The following is a 21,238-nucleotide window of genomic DNA, read 5'->3' as shown; positions in this document are numbered from 1 at the left end:
GCCGGACAATCATTAGAAGAGTTCAGGCTCCGCAACGCTGCGGAGCCTGAACTGCTTTAACACCCCGTTCACCAGGCAGGCCGGGGGAACGCTAACCCGGGCGGTCTGCCCCATGGTTCCCACGCGCTGTGACACCTGTCCACTGGTGTGACCACACGGAACACCACCTGCCACAAGGACTGGGAAGCGCGGCGCGCCCGCCACATCCAGCCCGTTTCCGGTCTCTCGGCCCCGGCAGCGCGCTAGAGGCCGGTTGCTACGGTGGCAGGCATGGGGATGAGGACCGACTCGACACTAACTGCACGACGGGGACGGCGTGGACCATGGCTTCTCCACGTGGTGGCGTTACTGAGCCTGGGTCTGTGCCTGGTCGACGGTGCGCTCATCTACGGATCCCTCCCCGATACTGTCCCGGTGCACTGGGGACTGAACGGCCCCGATGCATGGGAGGACAAGTCCTTCGGGGCAGTCTTTATGGGCCGGCTGGTTGCGTTGGGCTCGGTGGCACTCCTTGCCCTGGTCAGCGCGGCAGCACCCGCATTCAGCCCGGAGGAACCCGGCGCTTCCGACTGGGAAGCATTCCGGCGCAGAAGGATGATCCAAGGAACGGTCGCCGCCATGGGTGCTGTTTCGCTCTTGATTGCAGCCTGCGTCAGCTACTTGTCCATGCGGGGATGGCGTACCCCGGAGGAGGTTGAAATGTGGCCGGCACTCGTCCTGTCGGGGTTCATCCTCGCAGTGATAGTGCCCGTCTATACAGCGGCAGAACGACGCTCCCGCCGGGAGGCTGCCCGGAACGGTGTCCACCCGACAGATGAGGAGGCAGCGGAAGACACAAAATGGATCGGCGGCGTTCTGCTCAATGACCCGCACGATCCGCACGTGCTCGTCCCCAAGAGGTCTGGAACAGGCACCGGGCTGACCGTGAACATTGGGCACGCCCGCGGCCGGACCGCCGTCGTGCTCTTCCTTGTAGTTGTCATTGGGCTGCCAATCGGCCTTGGCTTATTGGCTGCGCCCTAAATCGGGTTCGGCCGCGCCCTAAACGAAGCGGGAAGCCCAGCTTCTCGACTAGTCTTGAACCCATGCGTATTGCTCGGTTTATCCAGGACAGTGACCCTGCCTTCGGCGTCGTCGACGGTGAAGAAGGCCATGAAGAAATTGCCGTGATCAAGGGAGATCCCTTCTTCTCCGGCGTGCAGCTTACCGGGGAACGGCACAAGCTGGAGGATGTCCGCCTGCTCGCCCCGATCATCCCGCGCAGCAAGGTGGTGGGCATCGGCAAGAACTATGCTGACCACGCAGCTGAAATGGGCGGCGAGGTGCCGCCGGCACCGCTGATGTTCTTCAAGCCGAACACCTCAGTGATCGGCCCGAACGATCCCGTCGTGCTGCCGTCCTTCTCGGAGGAAGTCTCCTACGAGGCCGAGCTCGCCGTGGTTATCGGCCGAATCTGCAAGGACGTTCCGCTGGAGCGGGTGGACGAAGTAGTCTTCGGCTACACCTGCGCCAACGATCTGACCGCCCGCGACGCACAGCGCACGGACAACCAGTGGGCCCGGGCCAAGGGCTTCGATACCTCCTGCCCCATCGGCCCGTGGATCGAAACGGACCTGGACACCGACAACCTGTCCATCAAGGCCTACCTTGACGGCGACCTGGTGCAGGACGGCAATACCTCCGACATGATCTGGGGCGTCCGGGAACTGGTTTCCTACGTCTCCCAGGCCTTCACGCTACTGCCCGGCGACATCATCCTCACCGGCACTCCCGCCGGCGTCGGACAGATTACCGAGGGCCAGCGGATCGAAATCCAGGTAGAAGGCATCGGCACCCTCGCCAACATCGTCCGCGGCTAGCGACGTGGCCGGGGGATCACAGAACCGGGCATCCTGGAACCTGCTTCCTGGCGTGCTCTGGAGCGCCGTGATCCTCCTCGCCGCGCTTAGCAGCGGAATGACGACGGCGGCCGCCTGGGCCTGGGGCCTGGGTACAGCGCTGCTTCTGCTGGTTTTCCCGTGGCTGCTGGTCCGGACACTGGACCGGTCAGGTGACCTGCGTACGTCGATCGCGAGTGCTCCGGTCACCCCGGTCATCCTGGGAGCCGGCGCCCTGTGTTTTATGCTGCTTCGGCTCATCCTGTGGCTGGACGGTCCTCGGATGCTGGCGGCAGCGGTCTTTGCGATGCTGGCCTCCTATGCTGCGGTGCTGGTCCTGGACCGCTCCGTGAAGCTGGACTGGAGTGCCGTGAGCACCGGTGCCGGCGCCGTCGTCATTCCCCTATTGCTTGCCAGGATCACGGGTGGCCCGGTGCTAGCCGCTGCGGCGGCAGTGCTCCTGGTTGCCCTGCTGGCGCTTCTGATGCGAGGCGGCTGGCAGCTGCCGCTGGCTTCCGCTGCGGCCGGCGCCGTGATTGGCGGGGGACTCTTTGTGGTGCTTCAGGGGCTGGGCGCCTAGCTGTTTGGCGGCAGCGACTAAACTGGGGGAATCATGACTACTGAGCCTTCTTCCTTCGCTGATCTCCCCACCGTCGACGACAACACTCCGGTGCGGGTCCGTTTCTGCCCGTCCCCGACCGGCACGCCCCACGTGGGCCTGATCCGCACCGCCCTGTTCAACTGGGCCTACGCCAAGCACACCGGCGGCAAGATGATCTTCCGCATCGAAGACACAGACAAGGCCCGGGACAGCGAGGAAAGCTTCCTCCAGCTCCTCGACGCCCTCGACTGGCTGGGCATCACCTGGGACGAAGGCGTCAACGTTGGCGGCCCGCACGAACCGTACCGCCAGTCCCAGCGGGGGGACATCTACCAGGACGTCATCGCCAAGCTCAAGGATGCCGGACACCTGTACGAGTCCTACTCCACCCCGGAGGAAATCGAAGCCCGGCACCGTGCAGCAGGCCGTGATATCAAGCTGGGGTACGACAACTTCGACCGGAACCTCACTGAAGAGCAGATCGCCGCTTTCAAGGCCGAGGGACGCGAACCGGTGCTGCGGGTTCGCATGCCCGATGAGGACATTACGTTCAACGACCTGGTCCGCGGTGAAATTACGTTCAAGGCCGGTACCGTCCCGGACTTCGTTGTGGTCCGCGCCAACGGTGCCCCGCTGTACACGCTGGTCAACCCGGTCGACGACGCCCTGATGGGGATCACCCACGTCCTGCGCGGCGAAGACCTGCTCTCCTCCACACCGCGCCAGATCGCGCTCTACCGCGCACTGATCGACGTCGGGGTAGCCCAGTACATGCCGCTCTTCGGCCACCTGCCCTACGTGATGGGCGGCGGGAACAAGAAACTCTCCAAGCGCGATCCGGAGTCGAGTCTGTTCCTGCACCGCGAACGCGGTTTCATCCCCGAAGGTTTGCTGAACTACCTGTCCCTGCTGGGCTGGTCGCTCTCTGCCGACGAGGACATCTTCACGGTTGACCAGCTCGTGGAGAACTTCGACATCCACGACGTCCTCTCCAACCCGGCCCGCTTCGACATCAAGAAGGCCGAGGCCATCAACGGCACCCACGTCCGAATGCTGGAGCCTGCGGACTTCCGGAACCGGCTGGTTCCGTACCTGCAGCACGCCGGACTGGTGGGGGAGCAGCTGACCGAGCGCGAAGAGGAGATCCTCACCGAGGCGGCACCGCTGGTCCAGGAGCGCATCACGCTGCTGGGCGAGGCTCCGGACATGCTTGGCTTCCTGTTCAAGGCCGATGATGCCATTGACGTGGCAGACGACGCGCGGAAGGGCCTGCCGGCCAACCTCACCGAAGTCCTCGATGCCACCTTGGCAGCCCTGGAGCCCGTGCAGGACTGGACAGCGGAGAACATCCAGGCCGCCCTGCGCCAGGCACTGGTAGAGGATATGGGCATCAAGCCCCGCCTGGCGTTCGGCCCGGTTCGCACGGCCGTATCCGGCCGCCGGATCTCACCGCCGCTCTTCGAATCCATGGTGATCCTGGGCCGCGACTCCTCCCTGGCACGCATCCGCGCCTTCCGCGCGGCGGAGGCCTAAGCGACTCCATGAGTGAACGGCGGAGCGGCAGGCCCACGGGTGTGCTCTTTGACATCGATGAGACCCTCGTGGACCTCCGCACCGCCATGGGCAATACGCTGCGCGACATCAGCGCCGCGGACCTGGCGCACTTCACCGAAGAGGACTGGGCCGCGTACCAGCATCTCTACGCGGCAGACCCGCAGGGCTACTACGACCGCTACCTGGCAGGCGAACTCAGCTTCACCCGCCAGCGACTGCTCCGGGTCGCCCACGCCCAGCAGTCCCACGGCCTGCCCGTGTTCGACGCTGACGCGGAGGAAGCCTGGAACGCCGCCTACGACAAGACGCTGCCGCGCCACTTCAAGGCGTTCGACGACGTCGTACCCGTCCTGGATGAACTGGACGCGCTGGGGATACCCTACGGCGCCGTCAGCAACAATGTGCATGACTACCAGCGGGCCAAGCTTGACGCGGCGGGACTGGAACGCATTCAGGTCCTGGTGGGCATCGATGCAGTCGATGCTGCCAAACCCGATCCGGCGATTTTCCTGGAAGGCGTGCGCCTGCTCGGCACTGACCCGGCGCTGACCCTCTACGTGGGGGACAACCCCGTGGTGGACGGCCGCGGGGCGCTTGATGCCGGGCTGCAGTCGCTGTGGATTGAACGCAGCGGCAACGAGGAGCTGCGCGCGGCGCATCCCGGCCTGGCAGTAGCCGGGGACCTGGCGGCCGTGGCGGCTGCCTTTTCCGTCTCCCGGTGAGGGCACTGACGGGGCCCTTGGGGGTGGAGCCGGAACGGTTCCGGGCCGGTTTTGTACTCCGGCCGGAACCCGTGTATAGTAATAACTCGTGCTGAGGGGTTGAAGCCGGAACTTGAGGGTTCGGGAACAGCCCGGAAGAGCACATTGGGATATGGTGTAATTGGCAACACAACGGTTTCTGGTACCGTCATTCTAGGTTCGAGTCCTGGTATCCCAGCGCTAATCAAAGAAGGCATTTAGTCCGATTTGAGAAAAAAAGAACAGGTATGAAATACTTGTTCAGCTCGCTTAGCAGGTGAAGCAAACGGCCCCATCGTATAGCGGCCTAGTACGTCGCCCTCTCACGGCGGTAACGCGGGTTCGAATCCCGCTGGGGTCACAGACTGCGGTCCCGGACATAAATGTCCGGGACCGTTTCTTTTTAAGCACTAGCTATTCCGCGGCCGCTATTCTTTGCAGGGTTCGCAAATTCCTCGTTGTAGTGGCGGATCTATAACGCGGTTTTGCCGCTGCCTTAGCCAGCGGCGATTCGAGAGTGGAGCCTTTATCCGCGGTCCAGGCGAGGGCCTCGGGACCCAACCGGACCTGCTCGGCACCTGCGGCTTCCGCCACGGCCGTGAGCTCGTCAAGCACGTGCGGGTCCGAGGAGAAGGTGACATAGGCATGGACCGCCGGATTGTCCGCAGCGTAGGGAACCGCGGCTGCCAGTTCTGCCACCCGCGGCACGGTTAGGACCATGACCCATGCCTCGTAACCGAACGCACTGCGCAGCGCTGCTTCAACCCGCTGCTTAAGTTCCGCCGGGTTCCCGCCGGCAGTGACGACGGCGTTCCCGCTGGCCAGGAGGGTGCGCACACCTTCAAGCCCAAGGCCTTCCAGCAGGCCGCGCAGGTCAGCCATCTTCACGGTGACACCGCCCACATTCACGCCGCGGAGCAGGATGGCGTACCGGCAGCCCGGTGGTTCATTCATAGGCCGAGGCTACTCCGGTGCTTCCGGGCGTGCAGCATAATTGAAAACCGGTACACAGCAGGCAAAAGGAAAGCGGTTCCCGTGGCAGATTACCCCCAGTCGGTGGCAGACCTTGGTGAAGGGGAACTGCTGTCCCGGATCTTCCCCCGGTTGGGCGGGCCGCGTATGCTCCTGGGCCCGGGTGACGACGCCGCCGTAATCGGCGCGCCCGACGGCCGCAGCGTTCTCTCAATCGACACCCTGGTCCAGGACCAGGACTTCCGCCTCCAATGGCCCGGCGGTTACCGCACCACCGGCTACGACGTCGGCTGGAAGTGTGCAGCGCAGAACCTCTCCGACATCAATGCCATGGGTGCCGAAGCCACCTCCCTGGTCGTCAGCCTGACCCTGCCGGCTCAGACCCCCGTGTCCTGGCTCGAGGGTCTAGCCGATGGACTCTCGGCGGCCCTGCGTGCCCTCGGAGCGGAGAACTGTGCCGTGGCCGGCGGCGACCTGGGACGGGGAAACCAGCTTGTGGTGACGGCTGCGGTTACCGGCGACCTTCAGGGACGGGACCCGGTCCGGCGTTCGGGTGCGGTCCCCGGCGACGTGCTGGCTGTCTGCGGTGCGCTGGGGCAGGCAGCGGCCGGGCTGGCGCTGCTGGAGAGTTCCCTGCCCTACGCTGACCTGGACGGATGGGAGCGTTCCCTCACCGCGGCCCAGTCCCGGCCGTGCCCGCCGCTGGCTGCCGGGCCTGCGGCTGCTGCGGCCGGAGCGCACGCCATGATGGATATTTCGGATGGTTTGGTGCGCGACGCCGGACGGCTGGCTGCCGCGTCAGGTGTGTGCCTGGACCTGGACTCCCGGATTCTTGGGATCGAGACTGCTCCGCTGGCTCGTGCGGCAGCCAAGCTGGGCGTCGATCCGCTGCACTGGGTGCTGGGCGGGGGAGAGGACCACGGGCTCCTGGCTGCGTTCGCGCCTGGGGCGGACCTGCCGCGTGGATTCCGGCGGGTGGGAGCCGTCCTGGACCGGGCAGTGCACATCAGCGGGCTTCCCGTCACGGTGGACGGACAGGCACCGGATGCGGCCGGCTGGGACCACTTCGCCGGCTAAGGCACTACTCGAGCAGGTGCCGTTCCCGCACCCTTCGTGCCAGGTCGGCCAGCTGTTCGCGGGAGAGGTCCGGAAGCCGTTCCAGCTCGCTGACAAAGTCCCGCAGGCTTTCCTTGGACCTGGTGCGCATCAAGGTGTTGTAGAACCCCACGATCACCCCGGTGGCCAGGGCAACCACCAGGATCCCGTACAGCGCGACCGCCACCGTGATCAACCGTCCCACCACGGTTACGGCAACGAAGTCCCCAAAACCGATGGTGGTAAAGGAAACGAAGAGGTACCAGAGCGCGTCGCCAAAGCGCGGAATCCCGGGTTCGAAGAGCGGCAGCAGCAGGGCCGCGGCAACGTAGACGGCCAGGAAACCGTAGAAGACGACGTCGGCACCGGTGATGCGGATGATGTTCCACAGGACGTGCAACCGTTTCATGCCCGCTCCTTTGAGCCCGGGCTTCCTACGATAGGCCGACGGCGGGTCAGTCGGTATTGGTGCGCAGTGCTTCGGTCAGCTGCTGGGCGGCCTTGGACACAACCTCGGCATGAATGCGCCCAGGCTGGCGGGTGAGCCGCTCTATTGGGCCGGAGATGGAGACCGCCGCGATCACCCGGCCGGAGGGACCGCGGACGGGGGCTGAAACCGACGCCACCCCGGGTTCGCGTTCGCCCAGGCTCTGCGCCCAGCCGCGCCGCCGGACACCGGCCAGAACGGTGGGAGTGAAGCGCGCGTTCTGCAGTCCTTCGAGCAGCCTGTCATGGTCTTCCCAGGCCAGAAGCACCTGAGCCGCGGAGCCTGCCTTCATGGACAGCTGTGTTCCTACCGGGATCGTGTCCCGCAGGCCGATGGGCCGCTCGGCGGATGCGACACAAACCCGCCATTCTCCCTGCCGGCGGAAAACCTGCGAGCTTTCCCCTGTCGCATCCCGCAGAGCCAGCAGTACGGGCCCTGCGGAGGCAATCAGCCGGTCCTCGCCGGCGGCGGACGCCAATTCCACGAGCCTGCTGCCCAGGACAAACCGGCCTTGTATGTCCCGTCCCACCAGCCGGTGGTGCATGAGCGCCAGGGCCAGCCGGTGCACGGTGGGCCGCGCGAGTCCGGTGGCGGCTACGAGCTGGGCCAGGGTGGTGGGTCCGGCCTCGAGTGCGTCCAGCACCATTGCCGCCTTGTCGATGACGCCCACGCCGCTTGAATTGTCCATAGGATGATATTGCCGTCTCAATATTTGAGATGCAAGCCGGAAAACTGGCAGGGCGGCGGGGATGCTGGTTGTCTTAATCCATCAGGATTCCGCAGGGGCCGGCAGAACCGCCGGAAACTGCGCCGGGCGAGGAGCAGATGGCAATGGGAGAGCATTCAGCGGGCAGGACGCTCGCCGAAAAAGTGTGGGATGAGCACGTAGTGTCCAAGGGCAGCGACGGCGCGCCGGACCTGCTCTACATTGACCTCCACCTCGTGCACGAGGTCACGTCACCGCAGGCTTTTGAGGGCCTGCGCCTGGCTGGCCGGAAGCTGCGCCGGCCGGACCTCACCATCGCCACCGAGGACCACAACACGCCCACCCTGGCGATCGACAAGCCCATCGCGGACCCCGTTAGCCGCACCCAGATCGAGACCCTGCGCGCCAACTGTGCGGAGTTCGGCGTCCGGTTGCACCCGCTCGGCGACGCCGAGCAGGGCATCGTACACGTGGTGGGTCCGCAGCTGGGCCTCACCCAGCCCGGCCTGACGGTTGTCTGTGGCGACTCGCACACCTCGACTCACGGTGCCTTCGGAGCGCTGGCCATGGGCATTGGAACCTCCGAGGTGGAGCATGTCATGGCTACCCAGACGCTCTCCCTGAAGCCGTTCAAGACCATGGCCATCAACGTTGAGGGCACCTTGAAGCCCGGTGTGACGTCCAAGGACATCATCTTGGCGGTCATTGCCAAGATCGGTACCGGCGGAGGCCAGGGCTACGTGCTGGAATACCGGGGTTCGGCTATCCGCTCCCTGTCCATGGAAGCGCGCATGACCATCTGCAACATGTCCATCGAAGCCGGTGCCCGCGCCGGAATGGTGGCCCCCGATGAAACGACGTTTGCGTACCTGAAGGACAAGCCGCACGCACCGCAGGGTGCGGACTGGGACGCCGCCGTCGAGCACTGGAAGTCCCTGGTCACCGATGAGGACGCCGTCTTCGATGAAGAGGTCTTCCTCGACGCCAATGAGCTGGAACCGTTCGTCACCTGGGGCACCAACCCGGGTCAGGGCGTTTCCCTCTCCCAGAAAGTTCCCTCGCCTGCCGAATTCGGTGACGAGAACGCGCGGGCCGCCGCTGAGCGTGCACTTGAATACATGGACCTGGCAGCCGGCACCCCCATGAAGGACATCCGCGTGGACACAGTGTTCCTGGGTTCCTGCACCAACAGCCGTATCGAGGACCTGCGGATCGCGGCGGACATCATCCGCGGCCGGCAGAAGGACCCGAACGTGCGGATGATGGTGGTCCCGGGTTCGGCCCGGGTCCGGCTGGAAGCCGAAGCCGAAGGCCTGGACCAGGTCTTCAAGGACTTCGGCGCTGAATGGCGTTTTGCCGGGTGCTCGATGTGCCTGGGGATGAACCCGGACCAGCTGGAACCGGGGGAGCGCTGCGCTTCCACCTCCAACCGGAACTTCGAGGGCAGGCAGGGCAAGGGCGGCCGGACGCACCTGGTTTCACCGGTCGTGGCCGCAGCCACCGCCGTGCGCGGGACGCTGAGCTCGCCGTCGGACCTTGACCCACTGCCCGGCGCAGCCGCCGGTTCCGCCGCCACCGCTGCCGCCTAGGAGAAGAACATGGAAAAGATCACAACGCACACCGGAATCGGCGTTCCGCTGCGGCAGAGCAACGTGGATACGGACCAGATCATCCCCGCGGTCTACCTCAAGCGCATTACCCGAACCGGGTTCGAGGATGCCCTGTTCGCCGGCTGGCGGAAGAACCCGGAGTTCATCCTGAACCAGGAGCCCTACAGCTCCGGCTCCGTGCTGGTTGCCGGCCCGGACTTCGGCACCGGCTCCTCCCGGGAGCACGCCGTCTGGGCGCTGAAGGACTATGGTTTCCGCGCCGTGCTCTCCTCCCGGTTCGCGGACATCTTCCGCGGCAACTCCGGCAAGCAGGGCCTCGTCGCGGCTCAGGTGGCGCAGGATGACATTGAGCTGATCTGGAAGGTGCTCGAAGAGTCCCCGGGCACCGAGGTGACCGTGGACCTCCAGGCCCGGACCGTGATTTGCGGCACGGTCACCGCACCGTTCCAGATTGACGACTACACCCGCTGGCGCCTCCTGGAAGGCCTGGACGACATTGGGCTGACCCTGCGCCACGAGGAGGACATCACAGCATTCGAAGCGCGCCGCCCCGCATTCAAGCCGACGACGCTTCCTGCCAGGAGCTAAGCACCCTCCCGGTTTCTGCCGCGCGAGTCTGCCGCAGTAGTATTGATGGGCCTTCCCGTTCAGGGCAGGCCCATCAGTTTTCCCGCTCCCGCGGCCGGACTGTGCCCTTTCCTGCGCCGTCCCGGCGGCCCCGTTATTTCGGGAAAGGCAGGCTTGCTCCTATGCTTAGGAGGCAGTCTCTTATGGCCTCTGGGGCATTTAAAACGAAAGAAACAGGTGTTCATGGGTAGCGTTCTAACCATCCGTGGTGGTGTACCCCTAACAGGCAAAGTACCGGTCCGCGGGGCGAAGAACCTGGTTCCCAAAGCCATGGTGGCAGCGCTGCTGGGCAACTCTCCGTCGCTGCTTCGCAACGTACCGGAGATCAAGGACGTGGATGTTGTCACGTCCCTGCTGAAACTCCACGGCGTCGAGGTCACGAAGGATCCCGTAACCGGTGACCTGCTGATGGACCCGAAGAACGCCAAGACAGCTGCGTCCCGGGACATCGATGCCCACGCAGGAGACTCCCGTATCCCGATCCTGCTGTGCGGACCGCTGATGCACAGCATCGGCGAAGCGTTCATCCCGGACCTGGGCGGCTGCAAGATCGGCGACCGCCCCATTGACTATCACCTGCAGATGCTGCGGAACTTCGGTGCCCTCGTGGAGAAGCGCCCCGGCGGCATCTCCATCTCTGCGCCCAAGGGGCTCAAGGGTGCGAAGCTCGAGCTGCCCTACCCCTCCGTGGGGGCCACTGAGCAGGTCCTGCTCACCGCCGTGCGTGCAGAGGGCATCACCGAACTGAGCGGCGCCGCCGTCGAACCGGAAATCCTCGACCTCATCGCGGTCCTGCAGAAGATGGGTGCGATCATCACCGTCCAGACGGACCGTGTGATCCGCATCGAGGGCGTACCGGAACTCACCGGCTACAACCACCGGGCGCTGCCGGACCGCAACGAGGCAGCCTCCTGGGCGTCCGCGGCCCTGGTCACCAAGGGCGACATCTACGTTGAAGGTGCCAACCAGCAGGACCTGACGGCCTTCCTGAACATCTACCGCAAGATCGGCGGCGCGTTCGACGTCGACGATGACGGAATCCGCTTCTACCACCCCGGCGGCAAGCTCAATCCGCTGGTCCTGGAAACGGACGTCCACCCCGGCTTCATGACCGACTGGCAGCAGCCCGTGGTCGTGGCACTCAGCCAGGCTGACGGCGTGTCGATCGTGCACGAGACCGTATACGAGAACCGCTTCGGCTTCACCGACGCACTGATCCGCATGGGGGCGAACATCCAGGTGCACCGTGAGTGCCTTGGCAGCATCCCCTGCCGTTTTGGGCAGCGGAACTTCCTGCATTCGGCAGTGATTTCCGGGCCGGTGCAGCTCAAGGGCGCGGAAATCGACATTCCGGACCTCCGCGGCGGGTTCAGCCACCTGATTGCCGCCCTGGCGGCCGAGGGCACCTCCCGTGTCACCGGCGTCGAACTCATCAACCGGGGCTACGAACACTTCCTGGACAAACTCGAGGGCCTGGGCGCGGACTTCGACGTCACGGACGGGAAGTAAGCTTCCGCACATGAGCGAATCGAGAAAGTCACGTCTCACGTTCACCATCCTGGCGACCGTGGTCCGGCCTGCAATGAACCTCATGCTGGGCCGGAGCTGGGATGGGACGGAGAACCTGCCCAAGGGCGGCGGATTCATTGCCTGCCCGAACCACGTGACTGAAATCGATCCGCTCGTGGTCGGCCATTTCTTCTACAACCAGGGGATCCTTCCGCGGTACCTGGCAAAAGCGTCCCTGTTCAAGGTTCCAGTGCTCGGCCCGGCGCTGCGGGCCACCCAGCAGGTGCCCGTCCAGCGCGGGGGCGCCGGTGCTGCGGCTTCCCTCGACGGAGCGCAGCAGGTCATCGACGCCGGCGGCGCCCTGATCGTGTACCCGGAGGGAACGCTCACGCGCGATCCCGGCCTGTGGCCCATGAAGGGGCGGACCGGTGCCGCGAGGCTGGCTCTCCAGACGGGAGCACCGGTGATTCCGATAGCCCACTGGGGTGCGCAGGACCTGCTGCCGCGCTACGGCAAGATGCTGCACCTTTTTCCGCGCAAGCGGGTGCGGCTGCTGGTTGGCAAGCCGGTGGACCTCTCTGACCTGCGCGGGGTTCCGCTGACCAAGTCAGTGCTGGAGGAAGCCACGGAACGGATCATGGCCGAGCTGACGACGCTGGTGGCTTCCCTGCGCAGGGAAACGGCACCCACTGAGCGCTGGGATCCTTCCCGCAAGGGACAGAAGGCCGTAGGACGCGGCTACGATCCCCAAGAGGAGAAGAAGAAGTGAGAACCGAATCTCTTCCGGAGAAAGTGGCAGTTCTCGGCGCAGGCAGCTGGGGAACCACTTTTGCCAAGATTGCGGCGGATTCCGGTGCTGCGCGCAGGGCCGACGTCCTGATCTGGGCCCGCCGCCCCGAGGCAGCAGAGGAAATCAACCAGTCGCGGCGCAACACCCGGTACCTCAAGGACACTGTCCTGCCGGCTAACCTGCGGGCCTCCGCGGACGTTGCGGAGGTTCTCGCCGGAGCCCAGCTGGTGGTTCTCGCGGTACCGGCCCAGACACTGCGGCAGCAGCTGCGCGAATTCAGGGACCTGTTCCCCAAGGACGCCGTGATCCTGTCCCTGATGAAGGGGCTGGAAGTTGGAACGGACGCCCGGATGAGCCAGGTCATCGCCGAGGAACTGGGATGGCCCCAAGAACGTATTGCGGTGCTCTCCGGGCCGAACCTGGCCATGGAAATCGCCCGGGAAGAACCGACCGCTTCCGTGGTGGCGTGCTCAGACATCGCCGTTGCCGGCTGGATTGCAACTGCCTGCACGGCTCCGTACTTCCGGCCGTACACGAACACGGACGTGATTGGCACGGAGATCGGGGGGATCGTCAAGAACGTGATCGCCCTGGCCGTAGGCATCTGCGAGGGAAAGCAGATGGGTGACAACACCAAAGCCTCGGTTATGACCCGCGGCCTGGCCGAAACCACCCGGCTTGCCGTTGCGCTGGGCGGGAAAACCGAAACGCTCTTCGGCCTCTCCGGCATGGGCGACCTGATCGCCACCTGCTCCTCCTCGCTCTCCCGGAACCACACCGCAGGCCGGCTCCTGGCCCAGGGCCTGACCCTGGATGAAGTAACCGAGACCATGGCCCAGACAGCGGAAGGCATCAAGTCCGCCCAGGCGGTACTGGACCGTGCCACCCAGCTGGGCGTCTACATGCCCATTACCGAGAACGTCGTTGCAGTGCTGCAGGGCGCCATTTCGGTAGACGAACTGGGCCCGCGCCTGCTGGCCCGCGAACTCAAACCCGAAGGTGTACACGCATCATGAGCGTCCAGCCCGTTTCCCCCGACGGCGGCTCCAAGCCGCGCGTAGCCGTCCTTTTCGGCGGACGTTCCAGCGAACATTCGGTCAGCTGCGTGACCGCCGCCGGTGTGCTGGAGGCGATCGACCACAGCAAGTACGACGTCGTTCCCATCGGCATTGCCCGCAACGGCCAGTGGTCGCTGGCCTCCGTGGATCCGGAGCAGTGGTCCCTGCGCTCGGAGTCACTGCCTGAAATCACTGCGGGACCGGAGTCAGTCGTGATCTCAAGCGACGGCGCTTCCCGGGAACTCGTCTCCCATGCTCCCGACGCGATGCCGCGCTCCCTGGGACGAATCGACGTCGTCCTGCCGCTGCTGCACGGACCGTTCGGCGAGGACGGCACGCTCCAGGGCCTGCTCGAGATGGCGGATATCCGCTATGTCGGCGCCGGTGTCCTTGCCTCCGCCGTCGGGATGGACAAGCACTACATGAAGGTGGTGTTCGCCTCCGCCGGACTGTCAGTGGGGCCCTACGAGGTCATCACCGACCGCCAGTGGAACCGCGGCGCCGATGAGTGCCTGGCACGCGCTGCCAAGCTGGCGTTCCCGCTGTTCGTCAAGCCGGCGCGTGCGGGTTCGTCCATGGGCATCACCCGGGTGACCGAGCCCTCGGGCCTGCGCGCCGCCGTCGAAACTGCACGGCAGCACGATCCCAAGGTGATCGTTGAAGCGGGCATCACCGGCCGTGAAATCGAGGTGGCAGTCCTCCAGGGCCGCGGACACGACGATCCGCGCACCAGCCTGCCCGGAGAGATCGCAGTCAACGACGGCGGCCATGAGTGGTACGACTTTGAAGCGAAGTATGTTGACGGCGCCGCAGCGGAACTGAGCTGCCCGGCAGACCTGCCCGACGACGTCACCACCCGGGTCCGGGACCTGGCGGCCGTGGCCTTCGAGGCTGTGGGCGCCGAGGGACTGTCCCGCGTCGACTTCTTCTACACCCGGGACGGGGACCTGGTGATCAACGAGATCAACACCATGCCCGGCTTCACACCGATCAGCATGTACCCGCAGATGTGGGCGAAGTCCGGATTGCCGTACACCGAACTGATCGACGAGCTCATTTTGCTGGCGCTCGAACGCCGGACGGGGCTGCGCTGACGTTTGTCCTGACGCCCTCCGGCTAGCCCGGAAGCTCGACGTCGCTCGTGGCCACGCATTCGCGCGTCTGCTCGATGCGGGACACAGCGTTTTCGAGCTCCACCAGGACGGTGGAGGAGGCTACCTTCTCCGTGTCGAACAGCACCTCGACGGCGGGATCCCGGCCGTAGGTAGTGGCCGTCCAGAGGCTGCCCTCTTCCCGCAGCACCCAGTCCACGCCGTTCACGGTAGCGCAGGCATCGGTCGTCGGCCCGGGAACCGGGACACCGCAGCGAACAATGATCTCCGCAGGACTGCCCCAGGCGGAAGTGGCCTGGCTCGTCGTCTCACGCTGGTCCGCGCCCGCGAGGTTCTCCGGCATGGCCACCATGACCGCAGCGCAGTCGGGGTTCGCCGCATCCGGTGCGGCCTCGACGTCTGCGGCGGGAGTGCAGCCGGTCAGGACCGCTGCCAGAACCAGGGTGCCGGCGGATATGGCTGCCGGAAGGAATTTCATGTTTCAAGCGTATCCGTCCTTCTGCGTGTGCCTCGAATCGGATCGGCGCCCGGGTAGTAGGCTCTGACGAAAACCTCAAGGGTGACCAAAGGATTGATCAGTGACGGAGTTCTTTTCGGACATGCAGGAGGAGCCGGCCAGGCAGCGGCATCCCGTGCGGGCCACGATCCTTGTGCTCCTGGTGCTGGTCCTCGTGGCGGGAACCCTGGCCGGCGGATACGTGTGGAGCCTGGCACGGACGTTCAACGAAGGTACCCAGACGATCGCCGGTGCCATCCCGGAGAGCCCTCCGGAAAAACCCGGTGCAGCGGCGGACTCCCGCAACATCCTGCTGATCGGCTCCGACACCCGGGAGGCGGGAGCGGATGCGCGGTCCGACACCATGATGCTGGTGCATGTTCCTTCAGACCGCTCCGCGGTCTACCTGATGTCCATCATGCGCGACACCTGGACGGAGATCCCCGGCCACGGTGAGCACAAGATCAACGCTGCCATGGCACTGGGCGGCGTGCCGCTGATGGTCCAGACCGTCCAGGGCCTGGTCGGTGTGCCCATAGACCACGTGGCGGTCATCGACTTCGAAGGGTTCAAGGGCCTCACTGATGCCCTGGGGGGAGTCGAAGTGGACAACGCCCAGCCCTTCCAGTCGCGGGGCGGCGACGGCGAATACTTCGCCGCCGGGCCCCTGACGCTTCAGGGCGGCTCAGCCCTGAAGTTTGTCCGTGAACGCTACGCATTCGCCGACGGCGACTATCAGCGGGTGCGGAACCAGCAGGCATTCATGCGCGGCTTGCTCTCGAAGCTGATCTCCGCCCAAACCCTGGGCAACCCGGTGCGGCTTCACGCCGCTGCCGGGGCGATCTCGCCCTATCTGAGCGTTGACGAGGGACTGGACGCCGTGCGCGTTGGGGAACTTGCATTCGAACTGCGCGGGGTGAAAGCCGGGGACATCGAGATGTTCACGCTTCCAAACGCCGGGGTGGGGACCTCCGCTGACGGGCAGTCGATCGTGGTGCCGGATGCTGCAGCCACGGCCGCTCTGGCCCAGGCCCTGAAAACCGATCAGTTGTCCGGTTTCGTGGCTGGACTGGATGCGGCCACCCGTTAACCTGGCCAGGCGCAACCCCGGTTCCGGCCGGGTCCCGTGTTCCCAGGGGCTTCCTCTCCAGCACGTTTTCAGCGTCCCTTCTCGGACGCTGTCAGAGCCCTGCGGTAGGCTTCCTAGTGACCGAGCCGGTTCTAAGACAACGATGTCCTGGAAGATAATCCGGAGGAGAAGCATGAGCAGCAGCACGGAACGGGACTACCTTGCAGACTAAGATCACCGCAAACGCCCAGGCGCTGAAGCGATGGTTGAGCAACGCCGAGGTATCGCTGGGGAACCACAGCGACCGGCTGAACGCCATCAACATTTTCCCGGTGGCCGACGGCGACACCGGAACCAACCTCTACCTCACCATGCGTGCGGCGTCCGCCGCTGCCGCCGAGCTGGACACCCAGGACATTGGCGAGCTGCTCGCCGCGGCCGGCCAGGCCGCGATGGAACAGGCCAAAGGCAACTCGGGAACGCTCCTGTCGGTATTTCTCAGCTCCATGGCGGAGCCCCTGATTGGCAACACCCGCCTGTCGGCGCCTCTGCTGGCCCGTTCGCTGGAACGCGCCCAGCTGCGTTCCTGGTCCGTGCTGAGTGATCCGGTCCCCGGCACCATGCTTTCCGTCCTGGAAGAGGCGGCCCGCGGCGCCTCCCGGGTGGAGGCAGCCCAGACCGGAGATGACTCAAACGCCGGCCTGGCCGAAACGCTGCGGGCCATGATGACTGCGGCCCTCGCCGCCGTCGTGCGCACCGAAGAGCAGCTGGAGACCCTGTCGGACGCAGGCGTCGTGGACGCCGGAGGCGTCGGCTTCCTGCTGGTCCTGGACGCCATGCGTGCCGCTGCCCTAGGTGAAGGGCTGCAGGGTGAACTGCTGGACGGGCTGCACGGCTACGACGTGCAGGACCCGCACATCCACGGCACCCAGCCCCAGCTTGAAGGCGTCGAGGTCATGTGCACCATTACGCTCAGCCCCCTGGACGCCGCGACGCTGCGGCTCCAGCTCGATGAACTGGGCGAATCCGTGATCATGAGTGCGGTCAGCCCGGTGGGCGAGGGTTACCGCTGGCGTGTCCACGTCCACACCCCCGACGCCGGCGCAGCGATGGACGCGCTTCATGCCGTGGGCGAGCCGACCAACGTCACCATCACTGAACTCTCTGCGAACGGGCACCAGACCACTGAAATACCGCAGGTGCCGTTGCCCGGCCAGGCCGGCATCGGCGATTTCGCTCGCGAAGCCTAGAGGCCCATGCAGGACAGGATTCCCGGCGAACTCGACTTTCCCCTCAACCGCCGGATCGGAAAAAAGTCTGCGGACAAGATCGAGAAGCAGCTGGGCATCACCACTGTGGGCCAGCTGCTGCTCCACGTTCCGCGGCGGTACATGGAACGCGGGGAACTGACGCGGATTTCCGAGATCCCCTTCGATGAGGAAGTCACCCTCGTCGCGAGGGTGCAAAGCAGCAATTCACGCCGGATGCAGACCCGCAAGGGCATGATCGTGGAAGTCACGGTGACGGATGACGACGACGCCGCGGGTTCCCTGGGGCTGCTGCACCTCACCTTCTTCAACGGCTACGGAGCGCAAAAGGACCTCCAGCCCGGGATCCGTGCCATGTTCTCCGGGAAGGTCGGGGTCTACAAGGGGCAGCTGACCCTGACCAACCCGAACTATGTGCTGCTCAGCGACGAAGCGGACGACGAGGAAGAAGCCAAACGGCCCATCCCGGTCTACCCTGCGACTGCCAAGCTCACCAGCTGGGAAATCAAGACCACCATCGACCTGCTGCTCGACTCGCTCCAAACCGAACGGCTGCGGGACCCGATCCCGCAGGCTATCCGGTCCCGGGAGCACCTGATGGGTGTGGCAGACGCTTTCAACGCGATCCACCGTCCCGCGGCCATCGAAGATGCCTACAAGGCGCGCCACCGCTTCCGGTACGAGGAAGCGCTGGTCCTGCAGACCGCGCTGGCCCGCAGGCATGCCTTCACTGCGGAACAGGACGCCACCTCCCGCCCGCCCCGCCCGGGGGGACTGCTGGAAGCCTTCGACGCCGCACTGCCTTTCACGCTGACGGAAGGTCAGGCCTCCATCGGCGCGGAACTGGCTGCCGACCTGGCCAAACCGCACCCCATGAACCGGCTGCTGCAGGGCGAAGTTGGATCCGGCAAGACTCTGGTGGCGCTGCGGGCCATGCTGCAGGTGGTCGACGCCGGGGGACAGGCAGCGCTGCTGGCACCCACCGAGGTGCTGGCCGCCCAGCACTACGCCTCGATCACCCGGACACTCGGTCCGCTGGCCCAGGCCGGCATGCTCGGCGGCAGCGAAACTGCCACCCGGGTAACGCTGCTGACTGGTTCAATGTCCGCGGCTCAGCGCAAGTCAGCGCTCCTTGAAGCAGCTTCGGGGTCGGCTGGAATCGTGATCGGCACGCACGCACTGCTCTCGGAACATGTGCAGTTCGCGGACCTGGGCCTGGTGGTGGTTGATGAACAGCACCGTTTCGGCGTCGAGCAGCGGGACATCCTGCGCACCAAGGGCCGGGAGTCCACCCCGCACCTGCTGGTCATGACCGCCACTCCCATTCCGCGCACCGTGGCCATGACAGTGTTCGGTGACCTGGATGTCTCCACCCTGACCCAGCTGCCTGCCGGACGGGCACCGATCTCCACGTACCTGGCCCCGCTGGCGGACAAACCGGCCTGGGGTCCGCGAATCTGGGCGCGTGCCCGCGAGGAGATCGACGCCGGAAGGCAGGTCTACGTCGTCTGTCCCAAGATCGGGGACAGGGAAGAGGAACCCGGCACCGAGCTGGCGCTGCTTGAAGAACTGCCCCCGCAGGCCGCCCCGCGGAACCAGCGTCCGCTGGCTTCGGTCCTGGACACGGTCGAGCGGCTCGAGGAACTGCCGGTGCTCGCAGGTATTCGGCTGGGCATGCTGCACGGGCGGATGGATCCGGCGGATAAGTCCGCCGCGATGGATGCCTTCAACCGCGGCGAAATAGACCTGCTGGTCTCCACCACCGTGATCGAGGTGGGGGTGGACGTCCTCAACGCCACCATGATGGTGATTCTCGACGCCGAACGTTTTGGCATCTCGCAGCTGCACCAGCTGCGCGGCCGCGTAGGCCGGGGAGGCCTGCCCGGCACCTGCCTGCTGGTGACCAACCTTGAGGACGGGCATCCCAGCCGGGAACGCCTGGACGCCGTGGCAGCCACCACCGATGGTTTCGAACTCTCGCGCCGGGACCTGGAACTGCGCCGGGAAGGTGACATCCTCGGTGCCTCGCAGTCCGGCGGACGCTCGACCCTCAAGCTGCTGCGCGCCATCCAGGATGAAAAGGTCATTGAACGGGCGCGTGCCGATGCCTACGCGCTGATCCAGGAAGACCCGGACCTGCTGGACCATCCGGCCCTGAATGAGGCGATCGAGGCTTACCTGAACCCGGAGAAGGAAGCGTTCCTGGACCGCGGCTAGGTTCGGGGGCGGGTACCCGATGCCGGACGGGGCAGGCCCGCTGGCTAGAGTGGAACCATGAGCCGCATCATTGCCGGAGCCGCCGGCGGAACCACCCTGACCAGCGTTCCCGGGTCCAGTACCCGGCCTACCACTGACAGGGTGAAGGAAGCGCTCTTCTCCCGCCTGGAGTCCTACGGAATCCTGGACGGGGCCTACGTGCTGGACTTGTTCGCCGGCTCGGGCTCCCTGGGCGTGGAAAGCGCCAGCCGCGGGGCCGCACGGGTCGACCTGGTCGAACTGGCAGAAAAGGCCGCGCAGGTCTGCCGCGGCAATGCGTCCCTGGTGAACAAGATCCTCGGCTCCGAACGGGTGCGGGTGCACCGGACCAAGGCGGAGTCCTACCTGCTTCGGGTACCGCCGGGACTGGTCTGGGACCTGGTCTTCCTGGACCCGCCGTATCCGCTGGAGGAGGAAGGCCTGTCCGCAGTGCTGGAAGCGCTGAGTCCCCGCCTGGCGGACGGCGCCGTCGTCGTGGTGGAACGCTCCACCCGCTCGCCCGAGCCCGGCTGGCCGGCTGGCATGGAGCGCTTCAGCGAAAAGGCCTACGGCGAGACAACACTCTGGTTCGCCGAGCCGGCTCCAAAGAAAGACGGCGCAGAAGCCTAGATTTCTTTAGCGTCCCTCCGCGAACGCGTCGAGGTCTGCTCCGGTCAGCACCGCTGCCGGATGGGGTCCGGCCTGCAGAAGCGACGTCGTCCACTCGGCGGGCCAGCGGTACGGCACCGCCGCCAGCACAATGTTGCCGGGGTGCCTGCCGGTGAACAATGACGCGTCCCCAAGTGCTGCCGCTTCGCCCCCCGCCCTGCCGAAGACATCGGCCAGCGCCTTGGCCTGCCGGCGTGCGAAGGCAAGCGGGGGATCGTCGCCCACATTCACCAGCAGCACGCCGCGCCCGCTCAGCAGTGCCCGCAGTTCCTCGTAATAGCTGCGCTCTGCCAGATGCTCCGGAGCGTCGGCACCGGCAAAGACGTCAAGGACCACGGCATCGAACGAGCCGGCCTCGAAGCGCTCAAGTTCCGCGCGGGCGTCGCCGGTCACCGTTTCAAGCACAGTGCCCTCCGGCAGCGGCAGGTAGGCCAGGACGTAGTCAAGAAGTTCGCGCTCAAGTTCAACGGCGGCCTGCTCAGAACCGGGGCGTGTGGCCTGCACATACCGGGCCAGGGTCAGCGCCCCGGCACCCAGGTGGAGCACCCGCAGCGAAGCGCCCGGCGGACCAGCCAGGTCCAGGACGTTACCGATCCTGCGAAGGTACTCGTAGAAGATCTCCTCCGGGTGGGCCAGGTTCACGTGGGACTGCTGGGCTCCGCCGATGGAGAGGATCCAGGCGCCGTCATTGAAGGCATCCTCGTCCAGTTCCGCGTGGGCAGCGATGCCGCGCAGGAGGCGGGAGGGCGGACGCTTCGCCATC

21 protein-coding genes and 2 tRNA genes are annotated in these 21,238 nt (G+C 65.7%); 18 read left to right on the top strand and 5 right to left on the bottom strand.

The genetic code is table 11. From position 1 onward, the window contains the following. Nucleotides 1-339: 339 nt before the first annotated feature. The 7 genes from ABFX29_RS03105 (at nucleotide 340) to ABFX29_RS03075 (ending at nucleotide 5,133) form a co-directional block, all read left to right on the top strand. Entirely contained in the window at nucleotides 340-1,023 is a 684-nt protein-coding gene (locus ABFX29_RS03105) for a DUF1648 domain-containing protein (protein WP_275124606.1), read from the top strand. Between the two features lie 62 nt (nucleotides 1,024-1,085). Further along, nucleotides 1,086-1,859, top strand: coding sequence for a fumarylacetoacetate hydrolase family protein (locus tag ABFX29_RS03100; RefSeq protein ID WP_152227380.1), 774 nt, complete (start codon nucleotides 1,086-1,088; stop codon nucleotides 1,857-1,859). Nucleotides 1,860-1,863: 4 nt separating this feature from the next. Continuing rightward, nucleotides 1,864-2,457 carry a hypothetical protein gene (locus tag ABFX29_RS03095; protein WP_152227382.1) on the top strand — a complete coding sequence of 198 codons (594 nt, stop codon included), beginning with the start codon at nucleotides 1,864-1,866 and terminating at the stop codon, nucleotides 2,455-2,457. Between the two features lie 33 nt (nucleotides 2,458-2,490). Beyond that, nucleotides 2,491-4,011, top strand: a complete 1,521-nt coding sequence (gene gltX / locus ABFX29_RS03090; protein WP_152227384.1) for a glutamate--tRNA ligase — start codon at nucleotides 2,491-2,493, stop codon at nucleotides 4,009-4,011. Nucleotides 4,012-4,019: 8 nt separating this feature from the next. Beyond that, entirely contained in the window at nucleotides 4,020-4,754 is a 735-nt protein-coding gene (locus ABFX29_RS03085) for an HAD family hydrolase (protein ID WP_152227386.1), read from the top strand. A gap of 145 nt (nucleotides 4,755-4,899) precedes the next feature. After that, nucleotides 4,900-4,971 (top strand) — tRNA-Gln (locus tag ABFX29_RS03080). 89 nt (nucleotides 4,972-5,060) lie between these two features. After that, nucleotides 5,061-5,133 (top strand) — tRNA-Glu (locus ABFX29_RS03075). 53 nt (nucleotides 5,134-5,186) lie between these two features. Here ABFX29_RS03075 and ABFX29_RS03070 read toward each other — a convergent pair. Then, entirely contained in the window at nucleotides 5,187-5,726 is a 540-nt protein-coding gene (locus ABFX29_RS03070) for a DUF1697 domain-containing protein (protein ID WP_152227388.1), read from the bottom strand. A gap of 81 nt (nucleotides 5,727-5,807) precedes the next feature. Here ABFX29_RS03070 and ABFX29_RS03065 point away from each other — a divergent pair, with 81 nt between their 5' ends. Further along, the gene (locus tag ABFX29_RS03065; RefSeq protein ID WP_211372367.1) at nucleotides 5,808-6,821 is read left to right on the top strand and encodes a thiamine-phosphate kinase; all 1,014 of its coding nucleotides are present in this window, start codon (nucleotides 5,808-5,810) and stop codon (nucleotides 6,819-6,821) included. Nucleotides 6,822-6,825: 4 nt separating this feature from the next. Here the strand turns inward: ABFX29_RS03065 and ABFX29_RS03060 are convergent, their stop codons facing one another. Together ABFX29_RS03060 and ABFX29_RS03055 are read right to left on the bottom strand one after the other, a co-directional pair. Further along, entirely contained in the window at nucleotides 6,826-7,248 is a 423-nt protein-coding gene (locus ABFX29_RS03060; RefSeq protein WP_152227392.1) for a potassium channel family protein, read from the bottom strand. Nucleotides 7,249-7,294: 46 nt separating this feature from the next. After that, nucleotides 7,295-8,014, bottom strand: coding sequence for an IclR family transcriptional regulator (locus ABFX29_RS03055; RefSeq protein ID WP_055240772.1), 720 nt, complete (start codon nucleotides 8,012-8,014; stop codon nucleotides 7,295-7,297). Nucleotides 8,015-8,157: 143 nt separating this feature from the next. On the opposite strand from ABFX29_RS03055, the gene leuC reads away from it, so the two are divergent. The 6 genes from leuC to ABFX29_RS03025 all read left to right on the top strand — a co-directional run bounded on the left by leuC (nucleotide 8,158) and on the right by ABFX29_RS03025 (nucleotide 14,720). Next, nucleotides 8,158-9,621 carry a 3-isopropylmalate dehydratase large subunit gene (gene leuC, locus ABFX29_RS03050; protein ID WP_152227395.1) on the top strand — a complete coding sequence of 488 codons (1,464 nt, stop codon included), beginning with the start codon at nucleotides 8,158-8,160 and terminating at the stop codon, nucleotides 9,619-9,621. A gap of 9 nt (nucleotides 9,622-9,630) precedes the next feature. Next, entirely contained in the window at nucleotides 9,631-10,230 is a 600-nt protein-coding gene (leuD, locus tag ABFX29_RS03045; RefSeq protein WP_152227397.1) for a 3-isopropylmalate dehydratase small subunit, read from the top strand. A 222-nt stretch (nucleotides 10,231-10,452) separates the two neighbouring features. Beyond that, nucleotides 10,453-11,778 carry a UDP-N-acetylglucosamine 1-carboxyvinyltransferase gene (gene murA, locus ABFX29_RS03040; protein WP_152227399.1) on the top strand — a complete coding sequence of 442 codons (1,326 nt, stop codon included), beginning with the start codon at nucleotides 10,453-10,455 and terminating at the stop codon, nucleotides 11,776-11,778. A 10-nt stretch (nucleotides 11,779-11,788) separates the two neighbouring features. After that, nucleotides 11,789-12,547: a lysophospholipid acyltransferase family protein gene (locus ABFX29_RS03035; RefSeq protein WP_152227400.1), complete on the top strand. Its 759-nt coding sequence runs from the start codon at nucleotides 11,789-11,791 to the stop codon at nucleotides 12,545-12,547. Continuing rightward, nucleotides 12,544-13,584, top strand: coding sequence for an NAD(P)H-dependent glycerol-3-phosphate dehydrogenase (locus tag ABFX29_RS03030; protein WP_152227402.1), 1,041 nt, complete (start codon nucleotides 12,544-12,546; stop codon nucleotides 13,582-13,584). The genes ABFX29_RS03035 and ABFX29_RS03030 overlap by 4 nt, the downstream gene beginning before the upstream one ends. Next, on the top strand, nucleotides 13,581-14,720 hold the full coding sequence (locus ABFX29_RS03025) for a D-alanine--D-alanine ligase family protein (RefSeq protein ID WP_152227403.1): 1,140 nt from the start codon (nucleotides 13,581-13,583) through the stop codon (nucleotides 14,718-14,720). The genes ABFX29_RS03030 and ABFX29_RS03025 overlap by 4 nt, the downstream gene beginning before the upstream one ends. Nucleotides 14,721-14,742: 22 nt before the next feature. Here ABFX29_RS03025 and ABFX29_RS03020 read toward each other — a convergent pair whose 3' ends face one another. Continuing rightward, nucleotides 14,743-15,216 carry a DUF3515 domain-containing protein gene (locus ABFX29_RS03020; protein WP_152227405.1) on the bottom strand — a complete coding sequence of 158 codons (474 nt, stop codon included), beginning with the start codon at nucleotides 15,214-15,216 and terminating at the stop codon, nucleotides 14,743-14,745. Between the two features lie 100 nt (nucleotides 15,217-15,316). Between ABFX29_RS03020 and ABFX29_RS03015 the strand changes: the two genes are divergently transcribed. The 4 genes from ABFX29_RS03015 to rsmD all read left to right on the top strand — a co-directional run bounded on the left by ABFX29_RS03015 (nucleotide 15,317) and on the right by rsmD (nucleotide 20,436). Beyond that, nucleotides 15,317-16,324: an LCP family protein gene (locus tag ABFX29_RS03015; RefSeq protein WP_246167400.1), complete on the top strand. Its 1,008-nt coding sequence runs from the start codon at nucleotides 15,317-15,319 to the stop codon at nucleotides 16,322-16,324. Between the two features lie 200 nt (nucleotides 16,325-16,524). Then, entirely contained in the window at nucleotides 16,525-17,553 is a 1,029-nt protein-coding gene (locus tag ABFX29_RS03010) for a DAK2 domain-containing protein (protein WP_246167402.1), read from the top strand. Between the two features lie 6 nt (nucleotides 17,554-17,559). Further along, complete coding sequence (locus ABFX29_RS03005) at nucleotides 17,560-19,788, top strand: ATP-dependent DNA helicase RecG (protein WP_246167404.1); 2,229 nt, start codon at nucleotides 17,560-17,562, stop codon at nucleotides 19,786-19,788. Between the two features lie 57 nt (nucleotides 19,789-19,845). Continuing rightward, nucleotides 19,846-20,436 carry a 16S rRNA (guanine(966)-N(2))-methyltransferase RsmD gene (gene rsmD, locus ABFX29_RS03000; protein WP_152227410.1) on the top strand — a complete coding sequence of 197 codons (591 nt, stop codon included), beginning with the start codon at nucleotides 19,846-19,848 and terminating at the stop codon, nucleotides 20,434-20,436. Between the two features lie 6 nt (nucleotides 20,437-20,442). On the opposite strand, the gene ABFX29_RS02995 is transcribed toward rsmD, so the two are convergent. Then, on the bottom strand, nucleotides 20,443-21,237 hold the full coding sequence (locus tag ABFX29_RS02995; RefSeq protein WP_152227413.1) for a spermidine synthase: 795 nt from the start codon (nucleotides 21,235-21,237) through the stop codon (nucleotides 20,443-20,445). Nucleotide 21,238 lies beyond the last annotated feature (1 nt).

This window comes from Arthrobacter gandavensis, from assembly GCF_039528575.1.
Lineage (GTDB): Bacteria > Actinomycetota > Actinomycetes > Actinomycetales > Micrococcaceae > Arthrobacter_B > Arthrobacter_B citreus_B.
Note: the sequence above shows the minus strand (reverse complement) of the source record. Positions and strands in the feature narration are given on the sequence as shown.

Bases quoted from the DNA above. Each gene is read 5' to 3' on its own strand.
- ABFX29_RS03100 (WP_152227380.1), top strand. From the start codon at position 1,086: ATGCGTATTGCTCGGTTTATCCAGGACAGTGACCCTGCCTTCGGCGTC.
- gltX (WP_152227384.1), top strand. From the start codon at position 2,491: ATGACTACTGAGCCTTCTTCCTTCGCTGATCTCCCCACCGTCGACGAC.
- ABFX29_RS03085 (WP_152227386.1), top strand. From the start codon at position 4,020: ATGAGTGAACGGCGGAGCGGCAGGCCCACGGGTGTGCTCTTTGACATC.
- ABFX29_RS03070 (WP_152227388.1), bottom strand. From the start codon at position 5,726: ATGAATGAACCACCGGGCTGCCGGTACGCCATCCTGCTCCGCGGCGTG.
- ABFX29_RS03060 (WP_152227392.1), bottom strand. From the start codon at position 7,248: ATGAAACGGTTGCACGTCCTGTGGAACATCATCCGCATCACCGGTGCC.
- ABFX29_RS03055 (WP_055240772.1), bottom strand. From the start codon at position 8,014: ATGGACAATTCAAGCGGCGTGGGCGTCATCGACAAGGCGGCAATGGTG.
- leuC (WP_152227395.1), top strand. From the start codon at position 8,158: ATGGGAGAGCATTCAGCGGGCAGGACGCTCGCCGAAAAAGTGTGGGAT.
- leuD (WP_152227397.1), top strand. From the start codon at position 9,631: ATGGAAAAGATCACAACGCACACCGGAATCGGCGTTCCGCTGCGGCAG.
- murA (WP_152227399.1), top strand. From the start codon at position 10,453: ATGGGTAGCGTTCTAACCATCCGTGGTGGTGTACCCCTAACAGGCAAA.
- ABFX29_RS03035 (WP_152227400.1), top strand. From the start codon at position 11,789: ATGAGCGAATCGAGAAAGTCACGTCTCACGTTCACCATCCTGGCGACC.
- ABFX29_RS03025 (WP_152227403.1), top strand. From the start codon at position 13,581: ATGAGCGTCCAGCCCGTTTCCCCCGACGGCGGCTCCAAGCCGCGCGTA.
- ABFX29_RS03020 (WP_152227405.1), bottom strand. From the start codon at position 15,216: ATGAAATTCCTTCCGGCAGCCATATCCGCCGGCACCCTGGTTCTGGCA.
- ABFX29_RS03005 (WP_246167404.1), top strand. From the start codon at position 17,560: ATGCAGGACAGGATTCCCGGCGAACTCGACTTTCCCCTCAACCGCCGG.
- rsmD (WP_152227410.1), top strand. From the start codon at position 19,846: ATGAGCCGCATCATTGCCGGAGCCGCCGGCGGAACCACCCTGACCAGC.
- ABFX29_RS02995 (WP_152227413.1), bottom strand. From the start codon at position 21,237: ATGGCGAAGCGTCCGCCCTCCCGCCTCCTGCGCGGCATCGCTGCCCAC.